We start from the raw sequence: 19,102 nt of genomic DNA on the forward strand, positions 1-19,102 counted from the left end.
GGTTTATCTAACCTGCGAAATCTGCTTTGTTCCATGTCCAGCCAACACGAACACTTCTGCAGCTGTCTGGATATGGGCTGGTGTATCACTGACGTTTTCGATGGTATAAAAATCGGCATATACTGCAATCAGCAGTGTCGCCCCACGAAACAAGATACGGAACTTATAGCCCTTCCACTCCGGTGGCAACATTGGGTTTAAATAGAGCCGTCCATCTTTAACACGCATTCCTGCAAAACCTTCAACAATAGTCATCCATGTGCCTGCCATCGATGTGATATGCAGACCATCTTCAGTATCGTTATTGTAATCATCCAAATCTAGACGTGATGTACGTAGATAAAATTCATATGCTTTGGCAGTCTTACCCAGTTTGGCCGCCAGAATAGCGTGAACACAAGGCGAAAGCGAACTTTCATGTACAGTTAGGGGTTCGTAGAATTCAAAATGTCGGTCCAATGTCTCTTCATCAAAATGCTCCTCCAGAAAGTAAAAGCCCTGCAGTACATCTGCCTGCTTGATATAGCAGGAGCGCAAAATACGGTCCCAGCTCCATTTTTGATTGATTGGCCTTTGCGATGGATCGAGCTCCTGCACAGGGATCAATTCTTTATCCAGAAAACCATCCTGCTGTAAAAAGATTTTTCTCTTTTCATCGTAAGGAAAATAGAGCTTGTCGATGATATGCTGCCAATGGTTTTGTTCATCAGCAGTTAATTTCAGTCTCGCTAACAATGCTGTAAAAATTTCGGTTCGGGATTTTTCGCAGTTCCGGAGGCAGGTCAGGGTATAGTCCAGGCACCAGGAGGCAATCCGGTTGGTATACCAATTGTTGTTGACATTATTCTCGTATTCATTAGGCCCTGTTACGCCCAACATCACATATTGTTCCTTGTCAGTACTCCAATTGACACGTTGAGCCCAAAATCTACTGATTGCGATCAATACATCCAATCCGTGTGACCAGATATAATCGTTATCCCCTGTATAACGCACATAATTGTAGATGGCAAAGGCAATTGCGCCGTTGCGATGTATTTCTTCAAAAGTAATCTCCCACTCATTGTGACATTCCTCCCCGTTGATAGTGACCATCGGAAAAAGGGCTGCTCCATTACTGAAACCTAATTTTCCTGCATTTTCAATCGCCTTATCAAGCTGCTGATAGCGATACAAAAGTAGATTGCGCGCAATTTCAGGTGTTTGTGTGGCCAGATAGAATGGAATACAATAAGCTTCTGTATCCCAGTAGGTCACTCCGCCATACTTCTCTCCCGTGAATCCTTTTGGACCGATATTCAATCGGGCATCCTCCCCCGTATACGTTTGATTGAGCTGGAAGATATTGTAGCGAATGGCTTGTTGTGCAGCTACATCGCCAAAAATCTCGATATCACTTTCGTCCCAGATTGCCTGCCAAGCCTTTGCCTGCTTTTCCTTCAGTTGGTCAAAATGAAATGCCCTTAGGTCCGTCAATCGTCCTGTAGCTACCGTCCTCAATTTTTCAGCGACATGGTTTTCGGAAGTAATGATCGCTACTCTTTTTTCTATACAAAGTGTATGTGATTTAGCGACTGTTGCCGTATAACGTTGGGCCATATAGCCGTCTTTTGAAACGATCTCACCGGCCTCGATAACTCCATCGGTTCCTGTGACGCGCGTTTCCAGTTCGGCACATACCTCAAAGCCTGTCTTTTTCGTCCGCGAGGAGACAAAAAGATTTTGCCCTTGCTGTCCCTGTTCCAATGGCTCCCAGAATTTCTCATCGTAGTTGCTATCTCGATTGACCACCTCTGCATCCAAAAAAGAGGTCAACTCAATTGTGACATCTGCTGTGAGTGCCTGTACTTGATATTGCAAGGAGGCTGTTTCAGACGCAAAAAGATGGTACATACGGCTTGCTTCTACTTTAACTTCGACCCCATCATGCATCCGTACCACAAAACTACGCTGCAGCACACCACGCTGCATATCCAACCGACGTTCAAACGATAGGACGGTTACCTGTGCCAAGTCTAATCGTTGACCATTGATCGCAATATCCAGACCGATCCAATTGAAGGAATTGATGACTTTTGCAAAATACTCCGGGTAACCATTTTTCCACCAGCCCACGCGCGTTTTATCCGGATAATAGATACCTGCGAGATAAGAGCCTTGAAGGCTCTTGCCGCTAAAATGTTCTTCAAAATTGGCTCTCTGCCCCATGCGACCATTGCCTATGGCAAAAATACTTTCCGAAAACTCATTATGCTCGGGACGAAATGTATCCTCAATTATTTGCCAAGGGTTATGTTTAATATATGTTTTCATTGATTTACTTTTTTCAATACCTAATGAGAGCCCTGTATAAATGATATTGTATTGTATGCCAATCCAATATCATTTACATCGCAGTATCATCAACTAAATTGCTACTATACGTTAAAATTTATCTACTAAGGTCCCTAAATCAGCCACCACCAAATCGGCTCCTTTTAGGTTCTCGGCTTGTCCTACCCCGATTACTTGCATGCCTGCTGCCCTGGCAGCATCTATTCCGGCCTGGGCATCTTCCAGAACGAGACAGTATGCTGCTGCTGTCCCCAATGCTTCGGCTCCTTTTAGAAAAACCTCGGGGTTGGGTTTTGACAACTGAACCGCATTTCCATCAATCAGGGCGTCGAAATAACCGACAATTCCCGTCTTTTCAAGGATGCCCAATGCATTCTTACTTGCCGAGCCAAGTGCAATTTTGATTCCCTTTTCCCGCAGCTTTTCTAGCAGGTCCAGACTTCCTGAAAGCAAATGTGCTGGACTAAGCTGCTCGATCAGCTCCAAGTACCATAGGTTTTTCTGCCGCAGCAACTCTTCTTTTTCCGTTTTGGATTTTTCCAGCCCTGCCCATTTCAAAATCAACTCCAGGGATTCAATGCGACTAACACCTTTCAGCTGTTCGTTGTCGACAATGCTGAACGAATAGCCCAAGCCTTCCGCTAATCTATGCCAAGCTTGAAAATGGTAGATTGCCGTATCCACCAACACACCGTCCAAATCAAATATTACGGCTTTTACAGTATTATAATTAATCATTGAAAAATGAACTATATAGAATTTTAATTCGTGTTAAAATTTAAGCTCAAGGACTTTAGTCTCATAAGCTTCCAACTTCAAGGTATTGTCAGCTGGACTAGTCTCTTGTTTTTGGATAATGTCGAAATAGGATTTTGCATTATTGTTTCTCTCTTTAAAGCGATCCAATTTGAGCTCCTTCGTTGTATCATTACAGTTCATGACCACCATGACCGTATGCTGCTCGTTATAACGGAAATAAACATAAATCCCATCTTCGGGTACATACTGCATCGTTTTACCGGTTTGTAAAACGGCATGTTGTTTTCGATAATTGGCCAAGGTCTGCACATAGCTCCACATGTCCTGCTCCGCTTTTGTTCTCCCTTGAGGGCTAAACTTATCCAATCTGTCACCCGCAAAACCGCCTTGAAAATCTTCCCGTAATAAGCCGTCGGGATTGGAGAAATTTTTCATCAGAATCTCCGCACCATAGTACAATTGTGGGATACCCCTTGTCGTCATTAGCCAGGCCATGGCCGATTTGTATTTCTGTACATTTTCGCCCACAACGGAGAAAAAACGATCTTTATCGTGGTTATCCAAAAACAGTACATTGCGCTCAGGTGTCGGGTACTGATAGTCTGAGGCCAAGGTAGAATACAATTTATTCGCGCCTGCAGTCCATTCGGTCTTTTGATTGAGCGCATCACCGATCGCGTAATTCAGCTGAAAATCCGTGACGCCCATCAACTTAGAATCCACATCCTGACCTACGCGTTTTCCGCCAAGAAAATAAGCTTGGTTAGCGACGCCATGCACCCAGGTTTCGCCAAAAAAAGTGAAATTAGGGTACTCCTGCTGGATTCGATCGGTCCATTTAGCCATAAAATCAAGATCATTATAGGGGTAGGTATCGATACGAAATCCATCAATTGCCGCAGTCTCTATCCACCAGATGTGACTTTGGGTCAAATAGTTTTGAACATAAGGGTTCTGCTCGTTCATATCTGGCATAGTGGGGACAAACCAGCCTTTGACCATTTTCTTTTTGTCGTCTGCCGATGCATACGGATCGAAAACAGTCTGATCTTTGTAGGACGTCTGTGTATAGCTTGGCCATTCATTGAGCCAATCGGACATTGGTTTGTCTTTCACCGTCCAATGATAGCTACCGATATGGTTAGGTACCACATCAAAAATCAATTTCATCTGACGCTTATGCAGCTGTTCGCCCAATTGCACATAGGTATCGTTGCTGCCAAATCGAGGATCGATATGATAGGTTTCGGTATTGGCATAGCCGTGATAGGACGATTGCGGCATATCGTTGGTCAACACGGGTGTTAACCACAACGATGTCACGCCAAGATCTTGTAAGTAATCCAGCTTACCGATGATCCCATCCAGATCACCACCGTGACGCAGGTACATCGAATCCCGGTTTAAGCTCATATCCAGCATGCCCTTTACTTGGTCATTTGCCTTATTGCCATTTGCAAAACGATCAGGCATAATCAGGTAGATCAAGTCCGTACTATTTACTCCTTGCGCTTTTACCCTTTGGTCTCTTTGTTTTAATTCATAGCGGTAAGTTAGCTTTTTCTTTCCCTGGCTAAAGGTAAAGGTTGACCAGCCCGGTTGAGCCGAAGCAGTAACTTTGACATCCAAAAACAGGTAGTTGGGATTTTCTACACGATTGATTTTCATCAGCTCTATCCCTTTATCCTCTACCTGTACCTCACTTTTTCCAATCTGAGGTCCATAGACGACAAGCTGCACAGTCGGATCTTCCATTCCTACCCACCAATTTAATGGTTCTACGCGCTGAATGGATTGCCCCAGTAAGGGGCTCCATCCAAGGGTTGTTAGTGCCACAACAATTGTGGTAAGCGTTATTGTTTTTTTCAGCATAATCGGCATTATTTCTTAGTTAAAGTGTAGGTATTCGCATTCAGGTCAACGACAATATCATAGGTACCTGCACTTGCTACTGCGATATCGCCACCACCTGCAACTAAACTTCCATTTGCACCACCAAAATTGGTCCCCCAGTCGTGATTCTTGCGGAACTTGATCGCGCCGGCAGTTAGGTTGACGGTGAGCTTCCAGACCTGGTTCGCATTATCGTATTTCATGTCGGTATCTGCATCCCAGCCTTTTGGCGTCGCACTACCAATTACGCCCCAGCTATGGTCTTTGTATGAGATGGTATTTGTGTTGGTATTGACCTGAAGTTCGAGATTTCCTGTGCGCGGAGCCTTAATGTCTTGACCGCCATTGTAAACTATTTTACCCGGCTCTGTCTCTCCATACGAATTACTCCAATTCCGTTCAGGTGTCAGTTTAAATGTCAATTTTCCTTCTGGAAAATTGATTATTCCCGTGTAGATTCCATCGCTCGTCGGCGAAATCAACGATTCGGCATTAGCCTCAACCCAATCTTCGTACGCGCCTATGGCATACAAATAGCTAGTGGACGCGTATGGACTTGCTTTAAGACTTGCTGAAGCAGAAAATACGGCCGCAATTTTCGTGTTGATACTTGACTTGAGGCGAACATCAAATTCAGAGGCTTTCCCAGTTGGCACACCTAAGGCAAGTAAGTAGCTATTCAGTTCATACCCCGTAAAACCCATGGCGCTACGGCCACTCGGAATAACTACTTCCTTTACCGTTTTAAAATTGTCCCCTTTAAGGCCAAACTGTAGCACATTGGTTACCGCAGCTTGAAAACCAAAGTCAGGCTGGATTATGTTGAGGTGTAATACTGTATCATTCGCATTATCTTTCGACAAGCTTAAGTTGGTCTTATCAAGGTTAAATACTGCCGGTTTTACGGCATCATTACTAGCCAATCTTGCTTGCGTTTCGTCTTTTTTACAACTCTGGAAGGCGACTATAAATAGCAGCATCAATCCGATATAGTGTCTAATTTTCATCTATTTAATATTTATAAGTGTTTAGGCCCATCGGTATAAATGATCTCGTTTCAATAGCTGATGAACGCTCCCGTGTTTCAGCTGTTTAATCATTGTCTACTACCGGTTCATTATATCGATCAGCAAAGAGCTCACCTGTCAAAAGCCGGCTCTGGCTTACAAGACCGGAATAACCTTTTTTAGTAGGGTAAGCTCTTCATTTTCAATATTGACTAATTATACCCGGGGTTCTGCACAAGATTTGAATTCGCAATAATATCCGATGCCGGAAGTGGGAATAAGGTTCTGTAGGCTGCAACCGCCTGACCGCCCAAGACACCACCTTTAAAAGGCCAGAGGTAATTGTCACCCGTAAATTTGCCGTAGCGGATTAAATCCGAGCGTCTAAATCCTTCCCAGTAAAGCTCTTTCACACGCTCGTTGAGAATACCATCCAACGACAGATTGGTCAAGTTCCCACTATTATTACCATAAGCACGTACGCGTAACTTATTGACGTAGTCCAAGGCCTTCGCCTGGGTACCGCCAGCTCCGCCCCGTAAAGTCGCTTCGGCATAGATCAGGTTCATCTCTGCCAGACGAATCAGCGGAAAGTCAACCGATGCGACAAAGCCTTCTGCCGCCGGTGGAGCGGTCTTAGCATCTTTATTTACGTTACGGAATTTAGTAACCGCAAGTCCCTGCTTATAAACAGCGATATCCTCGATCTTAACACTTGTATTTAAATGAAACATGGCACGTTTATCTGTCTGTCCGGAATAGTCCCCAAAAATCGTCGCAATATTGTCGCGTGTTCTATTACCCGCCCAACCTCCTCCGGGTACGCCGAAGGATGTCGGATCCATTGTGGCGTCAATCGCCGCATTGATCAGGTATGTTGTTCCCCCCTTGCTCTGCGTTTTAGTCCCATCGTAGGGTAGGTAAAAAATAAATTCAGGGTTGTTCATATTATTGTCTGCATAGAAGAGCTCCCTGTAATTTGCTCCAAGGCTATAGCTCGAATTCAATACTTTTTCTGCATAAGTAATCGCTTCGGCATATTTCTTATTGCCTGCGCCCAAGTATACTTCAGCATTGAGGTATAAGCGAGCCAACAATCCCCAGGCGGCAACTTGATCCACACGACCATATACATTCTGTTTGGGACCTTTTAGCTGACCAGCCACTTCCAACAGTTCTTTCTCTACATAAGCAAAAAGCTCAGGCCTTTTAATCTGCGGCGGAGAAACTTTCCCGACAGGAGTTTCTTCGGTTACAAATGGGGGATTTCCAAACAAATCAAGGAGTACCCAATAGTTATAAGCGCGTAAGAATCTTGCTTCGGCACGATAATAGGCGATCTCTGCTTTATCGGCTTCTGAGATGCCCCTTTCGGCCAACTTAGCATCTGTACTCTCCCTTAAGAATTCATTGACAAGAGTAGCGCTATAGACACAACGTGTATAGAGCCCCCTCAGCATCGGATTGCTGTCGTCAAAATTGAGATAATCCAATCCACTGATCCCCGGGTCATTTAGCCATGCACAGGCCGCTTCATCTGTGGTCAGTTCTTGTGCATTCCAAAAAAGGCGTAAAAAATCAGAAGTACCCGCATCCAGACCTCCTAGGTCGGAGTTGTTCGGTCCTGAAGTGCTCGTCAAGGTCAACGACCCATACAAGCGTGCAAAAGACGATGTGTAACCCTTAAAATCTTTATAGGCGACATCTGCTGTGACATCGTTGGTCGGTTTTAGATCCAAATCCTTGTGGCAGCTGCTCAATGCGATGGCGAGCAAGCAAACACTTATATATTTATTTAATTTTTTCATCGTTATATCGTTTAAAAACTCACATTTACACCCAATACATAGGTTCTTGGTCTAGGATAGAACCGGTCATCTATACCATTGGATATTTCCGGATCAACCCCTTTATACTTGGTGATGGTAAACACATTTTGAACGGTTGCAGAAATAGACATCGAGGCATTACTATTACGGATAAATTTTCCAAGGTTATAACTCAGATTGACATTATCCATTTTCAAAAATGAGGCGTTCTTGATGTAATAATCACTTTGTAACTGTTTGAGTAGAAAATTAGTATTCAAAAAGTCCACCGGCGCATTGTTGATAACCATAACCGCCTGATCGTTGACATTTGCACCACTGCCTAGGTTGGAAGAGACATTGTCGTACACATAATTATCCAAGTTGGCACGCAATACGGTTGTTGCGGACCATTTTTTATAACTATACGCCGCTGTAAAGCCCAAAAGATACTTCGGTAAAGGTGATTTATACAGATAACGATCGTTATCGCTGATCACACCATCCCCATTACGATCGACGTAGACACCTTCAACCGGACGCCCCTGCTCATCATACACCTGTTGGAAAACATTGAAACTATTGGGCATGAAATTCACCTTATGCGCCTGGATATTTCCACCTGTTCCGCCACGGATACCACCTGTCTCGACGATAAAATTTGGATCATCACTTTGCGTCAGATTGGTCACTTTGCTTCTGTTATACGTCAAATTGAATCCGAGATCCAACGATGAATTCTCTGTTTTTACAGGAACGTAGTGTAGGTTAAACTCCAATCCCTGGTTTTCCATATTACCGACATTGGTCAGCAAAAAGTTGCTAAAGTTGGATCCTACAGGAACTGGAATGGTACTGAGCAGATCTTTAGTCTTCTTCGAGTAATAGTCTATGCTACCATAGAATAGATTGTTGGCGAAGCCAAAATCAACTCCGGCATTGTAGGTTGTCGTGCTCTCCCAGCGAATATCTTTATCATAGGCCACTGGCGAATTCAGGTAATAATACTCATCTCCGAAGCGATACATGGATTCATTGCCACTGATGGTATAATTAGGCAAGTAAGAATAGTTGGCAATACCATCCTGTTGTCCTGTTTTTCCATAACTTAAACGAAGTTTTAATTCCGATACAGCTGCTACTTCCTTTAAAAAGCCTTCATTTTTTGCTCTCCAGGTAAATCCGACAGATGGAAAATATCCCCAACGGTTATCTGGACTAAAACGTGATGAGCCATCGCTACGCAATGTTCCAGAAAGCACATAACGGTTATCATACGTATAGATCAAACGACCATAATACGATATCAGCAAGTTTTCGGGTCTGTCGAAAGCCCGCGTAGGTTCATTTAGGATCTTATCTCCCTCAGCGTTGGTCCGGTTGAAATTGTAGACCTTACTACTGTTTTTATAGTAACCATATCCTAATGTTGCGTCTATATTACTTTTTATTGCAGGTAATTCCTTATCGTATTTTAGGTAAAACTCAAGCGTTTTGTTGTTGATATCTGTTTTATACTGGGTTCTTTCACCACCTTCATTGAAGTTACGCGCAGCTATTGCCGGTGTGAATGTGTTCCCTTTTGAGCGGGCCAAGTCATATCCCACATTTAAGTTGGCGTGCAACTCAGGGAGAAAATGGAAACTATAATCAACCTTTGCATTTCCAATGCTTCTGAAAACATCTCCGTTATCTTTGCGCAGATCCAGCAGTGCCAGTGGATTGCGTGGTGCATTCGGATTAGGTTTCCCGCCTTGAATCCACTCATAGTAGCCCCCAAAGCTGTTCTTATCCTCCACATAAACGGGCTGTGTCGGATCAAATTGAATAGCCGATCCAATCGCATCCTGTGTTGCGAACTTAGATTTTGACCAAGTACCACGCACATTCACATCTAAGGATAGGTGATTGTCCAGAAATTTTGGGGTCAAAGCCAATGCAGCTGTTGTCCGTTTTAGGTTATCATTTTTCAGCACGCCATCCTGGTTCATATATCCAGCCGAAATCCGGTAAGGCATATTACCCGCTTTAGAAGCGATGTTAACGTTGTTGTCTGTGGTAAATGCATTGCCATAGATCACATCCTGCCAATCGGTATTGGCTGTTCCCAACAATTTTTTCATGGCATCGCTGCCGTTGGTGTTGACGTATTCACGGATTTGATCTGCGTTGAGCAACTTCACTTTATTGGCTACAGTGGCGAGTGAGTTTTGTGTCGAAAAATTGATCTGTGTTCCTGAACGGCTACCTTTTTTTGTGGTAATCAGAATCACCCCATTCGAAGCCCTTGAACCGTAGATTGCCGTCGCATTGGCATCTTTTAAAATGGTAAACGTTTCGATATCACTGGGATTAATCAAACTCAGTGGGTTTGCTACGCCGGATACCGATCCGCCCGCCAATGGAATGCCATCAACAACGATCAGTGGATCATTGCTGGCATTCAGCGAAGCTCCAGCACGGATACGGATTGTACTTCCGGCACCCGGTTGTCCGCCGTTGGTGGTAATTTGCACACCAGGGACTTTACCGACAATAAGCTGTTCTGGAGATGAAATTTGCCCCTTCTGAAAGTCCTTGGAAGTCACCGTACTGATCGATCCCGTCAGCTCACTTCTCTTTTGCGTACCATAACCAATGACAACAACTTCTTCCAATGCACTTGTATTGGATTTCAGGTATAAGGTTAACGGATTTTGCCCATTCTTCACTTGGATCAACGTATCCAAGCTCGCATAGCCGACCATGCTTACTTTCAGACGCAATTTTCCAGATTGCAGTCTATCCAAGCTAAAATCCCCATTCGCATTGGTAGACAGCGATTTTTGAATATCCTCGAAGCGCACTGTGGCACCGACCAAGGAACTTCCTTTCTGGTCCATTACTCGCCCTTGAAGCGTAGCCTGTTGGGCAAATGCCGAAGCGCTCACCCCGAGTAGCATGTTCAGAGCCCAAAATGGACGTAATAGCTGTTTGTTCATAAAATAACTGTTTATTTATTTAGTTTTGTTTTGCTTATCAATTGGTATTGTCCCGGCAAAAGGCTCAATGTCGACTGACTGGACCAGTTGAGCTCTTTCCCCGTAAAATTGTCCACCCACTGCCCCTGTAGTGCTTGTGGTAATGTAAACGTTGCATTTTCCACCCCAAAATTACCAAGTACCCCTACTTGTTGCCCATCCTTTTCCAATAGAAAATACTTCATCGCGTCTTTTACCCCTGTGACAATGATATTTCCATTTTGAAAGATGTTATTTCGTGTTTTAAAGCGTATGAGTTTCGCATAGGTCTCAAAGAGCTGCCTACGGTCGTCTTGTTGCAAATAACTCCATAAAAGCGGTTTTTCTCCGGTTCGGCCATTTTCGTCGATAGACACATCATAGCCATATTCACCAAACTGCCAAATCATCTTGGGACCGGGCGAAGCCAATAAAAACAGGGCCGCCAATTCCATACGTTTGAGCGCTGTACTCAAGTTCTTGATCGTATAGCTATCCGATGAGTTCCCATAATTCAGGCATTTGAACAACAGTCGTTGTTCGTCATGGCTTTCCATATACGACACAAAAGAGGGCTGTGCCATACCGTGGTTTGAGGCAAACAATCTACCTAGATCCGATCCATTATTTGCATTCCATCCCATTGCAGCTTCATTGAAGACAACATTCATATTATTCCAGAGCAGCATGCCTGATTGTGCTAGCTCCATTTCTTCCTGATCTCCACCGAGATGTTCAAGAATAATATAACAAGAGGGATCTATGCCACGGATATGCTGCTGGTATTGCTTCAAAATGGCTACACGGGATGCATCGTATGCATTCCAGGCGCTTAAGTCATTTTCTGAAGTCCCTGAATTTTTCTGCGTAAACCCTTTGGATAGGTCAAACCGAAAACCATCAATTTTATATTCTTGCATCCAATAGGTCAGCACATCCTTGACAAAAGTTTGGGTGTAGCCACTTTCATGGTTAAAGTCGAAGCCCACATTGAACGGATGCTTGGCAACGGTATTGAACCAAGGGCTATTGCCGGCGACATTTCCCTGTTCAACATAAAGCTGCACAAGTGGAGACTGACCAAAAGCATGATTAAAAACGACATCCAGAATAACAGCAATACCGTTTTCGTGACAAGCGTCTACGTAGGCTTTCAGGTCATTTTTCAATCCATAATATTTATCCAGAGCGCGATGGAAAGAAGGATTATATCCCCAGGTTGAATTCCCCTCCGATTCCTGAATGGGCATCAGTTCAACCGCATTAATCCCTAAGCGTTTTAAATAAGTTAAGGAATCTTTGAGTGTGGTATACTGATGATGTTTGACAAAATCACGCACCAAAAGTTCATAAATCACCAAATCACCTTGTGCGGGTTTGGTAAACGAGTCGATCTTCCAGGAATACGGCTTCGCTGCGAGGTCCAATATCCCCACAATTCCGTGTGCTGCTTCGGGATAGGCGGGCAACATAGTACTTGTCCGGCCCAAAGCCGGATCGTTTTGCGGATCGAGAATCAGTTCGGCATAAGGATCTGCAATATAAAGCTGACCGTCGACCAAAAACTGGTAGGTATATTTTTTGGAGAAATCTAAATTGGATATAGTCACCCACCAGGTTTTACCATCCGGAGTCTGACTCATTGCATGGGCCGGCAGTGCTTTATAACCATTAAAATCACCCAATAGATACACACTGTTTTTAAAGGGCGCAGTCAACGCAAAACTAACCTGTCCTTTTTCCTTATTGATCGTCGTCCCATTAGGATTAACTCCTATTGGAAGCGCTGCAATTGCTGGTTTAGTCTGTACAAATAAAGCTATTTTAGTTGTAGCTACCTTCCCGTTCGCTTCAAAGCGTGCCTCAAATTCATGTAGACCATCGCTTTGAAGGCTAATAGATTTTTCTAACGACTTTGCAGCACTGGACTCAGCGATTTCCAGGCCATTGTCCCAGATACTGATTTTTCCGGACTGGGTTGCTTGAACGCCCAATTTTAGATTATCGCCAACGGCATACATCTGCTCCGTCGTAATTGGATCTGTGGGCTGCAGCATAGGCGACACAAAACGAATTGCTTGCGCATTGTCTGCCACCAGGGGTAGAAATAAATCCGAATTATTCTGATTTCGTTGAACCAATGATCCATCACCATTGCGCAGCAAAAATGCTAGCTGACCAAAGCCCTCAGCGTTGCTCAGGTTGAAAAATTTGGCGGGTGTAAATGTGAACGAGTACAGTCCGGAAGCTATAAATTTTAATTTGTAAGCGATATCATTCTTTGACCAGTCTGTCACTACATGTTGCCATTCGCTACCATTGACAGCGATCAATCCGGCGTGTAGGTACAGATCTGCTGTACTGCCTTTTAATGCGGCGTTTCCTTTTGAAAGATCAAATTGCAGGGTAATTTCCCTGTCCCAGAAGAGAAATGGAGAAGACAGATTGACGAGACCAGTCCCTTGCTGCTCAATTACAGACGGCTGTTCAGTATCAACGATATCTTTTTTATTTGCACATGATGATAATAGGACAACCATCCAGAGATACCCTATTAAACGCGTGATATGCTTCCCCATCGATAATTAGCTTTCATTGGATATTGAATTGGGAACGTTCCCGAAATCAAAGAAAAAAGAAATCGCCTTTGCGATTTTCTGGATTCCCTATCCAATATTATATACAAATTGATTATTTAAATACTTTTCGGGAATGTTCCCGAAAAGTAACCAAAGCTAAATAATGGGATAACAAAAAACAAATATTTTTTTTCTTATTTAAGACTAGATTTTTGAAAAATAAGCTGGGAATCAAGGTAAACCGAATTAGCAAACTTAGCATTAGTAGGATCATCCATCTTATCCAAGAGGTATTTTGTTACTAATTCGCCCATTTCATAAGCAGGTTGCTTTACCACACTGAGTGCTGGATCAATCAGATCGGCAATATCCAGACAAGAAAAACAAATGATCTTGAGATCTTCCGGAATTCGGATCCCCAGCTGCTTAGCGACGCGGATACTGGAAATCGCTAAACGCTCAACGGAGGCGAATATTGCATCTGGTTTTTCTGTTTTGATCAAAGTGGCAATATCCTGCATATTTTGTTCCGCGTCGTTGACTGTGTCCAAGATAAGTTCTGGATGGATTGGTATCCCAGCTTCTTTTAGAGCTTTCTCATACCCATCTTTACGTACCTTACCAATGGAAACATTCGGATTAATCGCTAAGTAAGCAATCCGTTTGCAACCATTATGGATCAAATGCCTGGTTGCCAGGTAAGCAGAATCAAAATCATTGCCCGTAACGTATCCCCCCTTCCAGTCGTCGTAAGCACGGTCAAAAAACATAACAGGTATTCCCCGTTCTGCCAAAAGCTGCAAATGAGAATGGTCTTTTCCCTCACCCGAAGCCGAAATGATAACACCATCCACCCGCCCATTGGCCAGCGAACGCACAATAGAAGCTTCATTTTGCACCTGATGATCGGTCACATAAATCAGGGTATGATAGCCCTTGGATCGCGCTACAGCTTCTATGCCCTTGATCGCCTGTGAGAAAAACTTATTTCCAAATTCAGGAATGATAATCGCTATCGTTAGACTTTTGTTGGCCTTGAGACTGCTTGCATACACATTTGGGGAAAAGCCTATTTCTTCAGCCATTGCCAAGATGCGGGCTTTGGTCGCAGGGTTAATGTCCACATTGTCCCGAAATGCCCGGGAAACGGTTGATTTTGATAAGCCTAATTTTTTGGCCAGATCGACGATTGTTAATTGAGACATAACGGTGGTTTCCTTTGCTGCACTTAATAATTGCTTTATGCAAATAAAGCAATTATCTTTCCACAATAACAAATTTTCTTTTTTCCTGTACGTTCATTTATCATCTATTTTCAATAAACTCAAAACGATGGTTATCGGTCATATGTTATGTTTTTCAGCAACCAAAACAGCCTCAGTAGTTTTCTTACTGAGGCTGTGAATCAAAACGAGGCTGTTTACCCGTTTGTTTTCGAAAGCTTATATTATCCGTTTATTTAAAACTTATGAAAATCCCACTCCCCTCGATACGGACGGCTGCGCATTAGGTTGGCATATTCATTATCAAATTCTTCTTTGTGCGGATTCCACTTGAGATCTTTCTGGAGCTCGTACGCGATATTTATAGCGTTGCACACAGAACTTGTACGATGGCCGATTTCCACATCGCAGATCGGTTTGCTTCTTTTCTTAATGGCATCCACAAAATCCTGATAATGATTATCACTGTAATACAGACGACGATCTGCAGATGTCAATTTAAGATTCGCCAAATTTTCCGGGTTCGAACGGATAAATTCTCTGCTTACTTCAATCTTACCTTTTTCACCGATAAACTGAATAGCATTATGTACCCCCCAAGCAACATGGTTGACTTTAACCCCATTGGCATAGATAAACGAAAGCCCACTGTTACTATTGGCTTGTTTGGGAGGAATAAATTGCGTTGGTCCTGAATTATCCATTCGCAATGCCCATTGCACGATATCAAACATATGTGCCCCCCAATCGGTGATATAGCCACCACCGAAATCCCGATAGCCACGCCACCACGCCCATTTATCATCCTCGATCGGCGGGCTCAGAATAGGGTTATATCCTCTATAAGGCGAAGGGCCAACCCACATATCCCAATCCAAATATTCCGGTGCTGGCATTGAAGGCAAATCACATTGTCTGACCGGCTCACCTACAGCAACGTTAATCTCTTTTATTTTTCCAATATATCCATTGGAAACCAATTCTGCTGCCTGCCTAAAATTGAAAGATGAACGCTGCATACTTCCTGTTTGGAATACGCGTTTGTATTTGCGGGTCGCATCCACCATGGCACGCCCTTCAGCAATTGTGAGTGCCAGGGGTTTTTCACAGTAAATATCCTTTCCTGCCTTTGCAGCGTCCACAGCAATCTGGGCGTGCCAATGATCTGGTGTTGCAATGACAACCGCATCGATGTCCTTCCGTTGCAAGAGTTCCCGATAATGGTGATAGGCGGTCACCGTACTTTGCGATCGGCCCAATTCAATCTGTTTTTTTGCTGTCCCTGCAATAAATGCCTGCAATTTTTTCCGGTCTACATCACAGGCTGCCAATGTATTGATTTCCCTACAATTATTAAGGCCATGCATCAAGGTGTAAGACTGTTTTCCAACTCCAATAAAGCCCAGATTAATACGGTCACTTGGCGCAAGGAATCCATTCCCGCCCAACACGACGCGCGGAACAATGGTAAAAGCCAAGGAAGATACAATTCCTTTAGCAATAAATTCTCTTCTTTTCATATGTTAACATTTTTTCTTATTGGTCAGGCGTCTCCCCTATTTAATACTTTAACTAGGTAAATAGCCAAAAATTTTATATAAGGACGATCCTGAGATGATCTAATATTAGTTGTTGGGGTGCTCATATTGAGTAATCACTCTTTTATTGGGACCAAGTTAATGGATGCAATTTCAGGCAATGCATCGCCTTCAATTGTAGTTGCCTGTAAAATAACCCGAGTACTCGGTTCGCCGATAACCTGCTGCGATACTTCTACCGTTCCCATTTCAGCTTCTTTAAATCCTGTTCCATTTTCTGCAGCCAAAATAAATGGAAGCTTCTGCCCAAGTATGGAAAGCACTACCTTCCCGCTTTGTTTTGCATTCGGCAGATAATTGACAAGCACACGATATTTACCTGGTTTTTGAATTTTGATATCCCAAAAAACTTTGTCCACAAGGTCTTTCCACTGACCTATGGCATTGGGGCGATTTGGGTCATGGGTATGTGCGCCAATAATTTTCAGGCTCTTGCCTTCCTGCAATTTTGCATTATTTGCGTTCATCACGATGCGCCCATCTGCCTGAGTCTGCGTTAAACTTTCCTCGACAATTGGTTTTCCTTGTATTTCAACAACAATGACCTTTGGTCCCTTTTCAATAGCAAAAGTATCTACCGGAATCACGGGCTTTCCGCTATTCGTTACAACCTTCAATTTAGCTTTGGGCGTGGCCAATGCATAAGCAGCGATGACTTTATTTTTGATTGGCAGATCTATATTTCCGCTGGCTGGCCGATCAAATATAAGCATGTATAATTTACCTTCTTTTTGTGTACAATAGCCCCAATCCAACGCCTGAAACGGGCTTGCCGTCGACCCATAAATGGCATCCTTGTTGATCTGCATCCAATCTCCTATGCGCTCCATAATTTTAATTGCCGGCTCCGGGATAGCACCATCGCCGTCAGGACCTACATTTAGGAGAAAATTACCGCCTTTGCTGACTGTTTCCACAAATAACTGCATGATTTTAGGGAAGCTTTTCCAGTTTTGATCATGCGCACTATAGCCATAACTTTCGTTCATGGTATGGCTCACCTCCCAGTACATACCGGGCAAGCCTGTCGGTGGAATATATTTTTCCGGCGTTCCGATATCTCCGTTTTTGTTCTCCAACCCTTCCCAAAACCTGTTGTTGATAATGATATCGGGTTGCCATTTGATCAGGTCAGTCAAGATGCGTTTGGTTCCCCACGACTCTCCCTGATGCTTTTTGCTGCTAAAGTCTGGCCAGAGCACATCCAATCTCCCGTAATTTTGTGCTAATTCTTTAATCTGTCCATAGAGGTAATCCTTGTAGCGGTTATGATCCGGTTGATGATGCTCAGGATTAGGGTTCAAACTAAAAGCTTCATAGGAATCTGGATGCTGCCAATCCAACAGCGAATAATAGGCCCCCACTTTCAGTCCTTCCTGACGGAATGCTGTCATGATCTCTTTATATAAATCCCTTCCCTTGGGTGACAGATTAGCGCTGCCTGTAATGTCATTATTCAGCGCATAGGGTTGCTGGCTATTAAATAGGCTAAAGCCTTCATGATGCCTCGAAGTCAATACCATATATTTCATTCCTGTTTTTTTAGCCAGGCGAGCCCAGTACTTCGGATCAAAAGAACGTAATGTAAATTTTGGCTTTAACACTTCCGCATAATGTTTGCTAGGAATTTTACCCCAGGTTTGTATCCACTCGGCATAGTGCTGTGGATATCGTTTTCCTTCAAAGCTACCACCGGCAGCGCTATATAAACCCCAGTGAATAAAGAGTCCGAAACGTGCTTCTTTAAACCATGCCATGCGTTTGTCCTGGCTTTCAGCCCATCCGGATACACCTTCATAAGGTATTGACTTGGTTTGGGCAAATGATCCCTCGGTCATGTACAGCAACATTCCCAGTGCTGCCGCGCATTTCCATTTAATAAAGTTAATTTTCATCATTTTATTTTTTGTACATAAAAGTTCAGTTGGAATGGATCAGAGATCAGCAATTTTACTTTTTATCTCCTGATATAACCTATACGCTTGTGCCATCGGAAGCCCTTTCGTCATACCAGGCCGCTTATGCCCCGTATGCGTCAGCCAGGCATCTTTCATGATGGTCTGGCGTTTCAGCACCAAAGGATAAAGTCGTTCTAGCTTTGCATAGCGACTTAACTGCTCGTCCCAAGTAGGCTCAAGCACCATTTTAGGGAGCAGGTGGGCGATGATAGCCTTGGCCATCAACCAATGCCCCAAGGTACCAGGATGGACACCATCTGTAGCCAATTTGAATGTACTGTCCACCTTTATCTGTTGCTCCAGGTATCCTTTCATCGGAAAATGCAGGTCTATTATTTCCCAGCTGTTTTTAACAGCCTCAGCCATCAACCAATCGGCATAACGGTCCAATACCTGATTGTATCCAGCGGTCCGCAGCCTGAGATCATCGTGTACGGGTGGTGTCAACCAAATAATACGTTTTATCTCCGCTTTTTGCAACCTTTCGTGCAAGCGTAAAATCCCAACTTTATATGCCTCAAAGCGGCTAGAATCAAAAGGAAGATAAATCCCATCGTTCATACCATAACAGACAAACACCACCTCAGGCTTGATTTTGTCCAATACATGATCAAGCCGGTCAAAGAGACAGGGCCGGGGAAACTTACCGTCCGCATGATTCGGTTCGCTCAAACCTGATACAGTTTCACTGGGCAAGCCTAGATTACAAAAGATAGGGCTCTTTTTAGGATGGCTAGTCAATAGCAGACTCTCCGTCATCGCCACATACTGACCAGAATACGTAATACTATTTCCTAAAAAAAGTATGGGGCCAGCAGCATCCCATATTTCTGGTTTGTGGCGAACTTGTCCCCGCACGGACAAATAGCTTATGCTCAAAAGGCCTAGTAGCAAAAAGTAAATAAATTGTATCCGCATTAAGTTTATCATGTCATATAGTGAAC

General features: G+C 43.6%; 11 protein-coding genes. All 11 read right to left on the reverse strand.

What is annotated here, in order from left to right; translation table 11 throughout:
• Nucleotides 1–3 precede the first annotated feature (3 nt).
• Nucleotides 4–2,313 carry a family 65 glycosyl hydrolase domain-containing protein gene (locus B4A24_RS09675; RefSeq protein ID WP_293944571.1) on the reverse strand — a complete coding sequence of 770 codons (2,310 nt, stop codon included), beginning with the start codon at nucleotides 2,311–2,313 and terminating at the stop codon, nucleotides 4–6.
• A 111-nt stretch (nucleotides 2,314–2,424) separates the two neighbouring features.
• The gene (gene pgmB / locus B4A24_RS09680; RefSeq protein WP_172395547.1) at nucleotides 2,425–3,072 is read right to left on the reverse strand and encodes a beta-phosphoglucomutase; all 648 of its coding nucleotides are present in this window, start codon (nucleotides 3,070–3,072) and stop codon (nucleotides 2,425–2,427) included.
• 33 nt (nucleotides 3,073–3,105) lie between these two features.
• Nucleotides 3,106–4,965, reverse strand: coding sequence for a glycoside hydrolase family 13 protein (locus B4A24_RS09685; RefSeq protein ID WP_293944572.1), 1,860 nt, complete (start codon nucleotides 4,963–4,965; stop codon nucleotides 3,106–3,108).
• An 8-nt stretch (nucleotides 4,966–4,973) separates the two neighbouring features.
• Nucleotides 4,974–5,993 carry a SusE domain-containing protein gene (locus tag B4A24_RS09690; RefSeq protein WP_172395545.1) on the reverse strand — a complete coding sequence of 340 codons (1,020 nt, stop codon included), beginning with the start codon at nucleotides 5,991–5,993 and terminating at the stop codon, nucleotides 4,974–4,976.
• Between the two features lie 212 nt (nucleotides 5,994–6,205).
• Nucleotides 6,206–7,801, reverse strand: a complete 1,596-nt coding sequence (locus B4A24_RS09695) for a RagB/SusD family nutrient uptake outer membrane protein (protein ID WP_293944573.1) — start codon at nucleotides 7,799–7,801, stop codon at nucleotides 6,206–6,208.
• 11 nt (nucleotides 7,802–7,812) lie between these two features.
• On the reverse strand, nucleotides 7,813–10,782 hold the full coding sequence (locus B4A24_RS09700; RefSeq protein WP_293944574.1) for a SusC/RagA family TonB-linked outer membrane protein: 2,970 nt from the start codon (nucleotides 10,780–10,782) through the stop codon (nucleotides 7,813–7,815).
• A gap of 11 nt (nucleotides 10,783–10,793) precedes the next feature.
• Entirely contained in the window at nucleotides 10,794–13,379 is a 2,586-nt protein-coding gene (locus B4A24_RS09705; RefSeq protein ID WP_293944576.1) for an alpha-amylase family glycosyl hydrolase, read from the reverse strand.
• Nucleotides 13,380–13,573: 194 nt separating this feature from the next.
• Nucleotides 13,574–14,584, reverse strand: coding sequence for a LacI family DNA-binding transcriptional regulator (locus B4A24_RS09710; protein ID WP_288808442.1), 1,011 nt, complete (start codon nucleotides 14,582–14,584; stop codon nucleotides 13,574–13,576).
• Between the two features lie 254 nt (nucleotides 14,585–14,838).
• Nucleotides 14,839–16,122, reverse strand: a complete 1,284-nt coding sequence (locus tag B4A24_RS09715) for a Gfo/Idh/MocA family protein (RefSeq protein ID WP_172395540.1) — start codon at nucleotides 16,120–16,122, stop codon at nucleotides 14,839–14,841.
• A 134-nt stretch (nucleotides 16,123–16,256) separates the two neighbouring features.
• On the reverse strand, nucleotides 16,257–18,098 hold the full coding sequence (locus tag B4A24_RS09720; RefSeq protein ID WP_172395539.1) for an alpha-L-fucosidase: 1,842 nt from the start codon (nucleotides 18,096–18,098) through the stop codon (nucleotides 16,257–16,259).
• A 36-nt stretch (nucleotides 18,099–18,134) separates the two neighbouring features.
• Nucleotides 18,135–19,016 (reverse strand): SGNH/GDSL hydrolase family protein, encoded by an 882-nt coding sequence (locus B4A24_RS09725; protein ID WP_288808439.1) that lies wholly within the window; start codon nucleotides 19,014–19,016, stop codon nucleotides 18,135–18,137.
• Between the last annotated feature and the right edge of the window lie 86 nt (nucleotides 19,017–19,102).

This window comes from Sphingobacterium sp. UBA7249 (assembly GCF_002472835.1).
GTDB lineage: Bacteria > Bacteroidota > Bacteroidia > Sphingobacteriales > Sphingobacteriaceae > Sphingobacterium > Sphingobacterium prati.

What these genes read in the sequence shown, in the direction of transcription:
- B4A24_RS09675 (WP_293944571.1), bottom strand. Translation starts at nt 2,313, where the DNA reads ATGAAAACATATATTAAACATAACCCTTGGCAAATAATTGAGGATACA.
- pgmB (WP_172395547.1), bottom strand. Translation starts at nt 3,072, where the DNA reads ATGATTAATTATAATACTGTAAAAGCCGTAATATTTGATTTGGACGGT.
- B4A24_RS09685 (WP_293944572.1), bottom strand. Translation starts at nt 4,965, where the DNA reads ATGCTGAAAAAAACAATAACGCTTACCACAATTGTTGTGGCACTAACA.
- B4A24_RS09690 (WP_172395545.1), bottom strand. Translation starts at nt 5,993, where the DNA reads ATGAAAATTAGACACTATATCGGATTGATGCTGCTATTTATAGTCGCC.
- B4A24_RS09695 (WP_293944573.1), bottom strand. Translation starts at nt 7,801, where the DNA reads ATGAAAAAATTAAATAAATATATAAGTGTTTGCTTGCTCGCCATCGCA.
- B4A24_RS09700 (WP_293944574.1), bottom strand. Translation starts at nt 10,782, where the DNA reads ATGAACAAACAGCTATTACGTCCATTTTGGGCTCTGAACATGCTACTC.
- B4A24_RS09705 (WP_293944576.1), bottom strand. Translation starts at nt 13,379, where the DNA reads ATGGGGAAGCATATCACGCGTTTAATAGGGTATCTCTGGATGGTTGTC.
- B4A24_RS09710 (WP_288808442.1), bottom strand. Translation starts at nt 14,584, where the DNA reads ATGTCTCAATTAACAATCGTCGATCTGGCCAAAAAATTAGGCTTATCA.
- B4A24_RS09715 (WP_172395540.1), bottom strand. Translation starts at nt 16,122, where the DNA reads ATGAAAAGAAGAGAATTTATTGCTAAAGGAATTGTATCTTCCTTGGCT.
- B4A24_RS09720 (WP_172395539.1), bottom strand. Translation starts at nt 18,098, where the DNA reads ATGATGAAAATTAACTTTATTAAATGGAAATGCGCGGCAGCACTGGGA.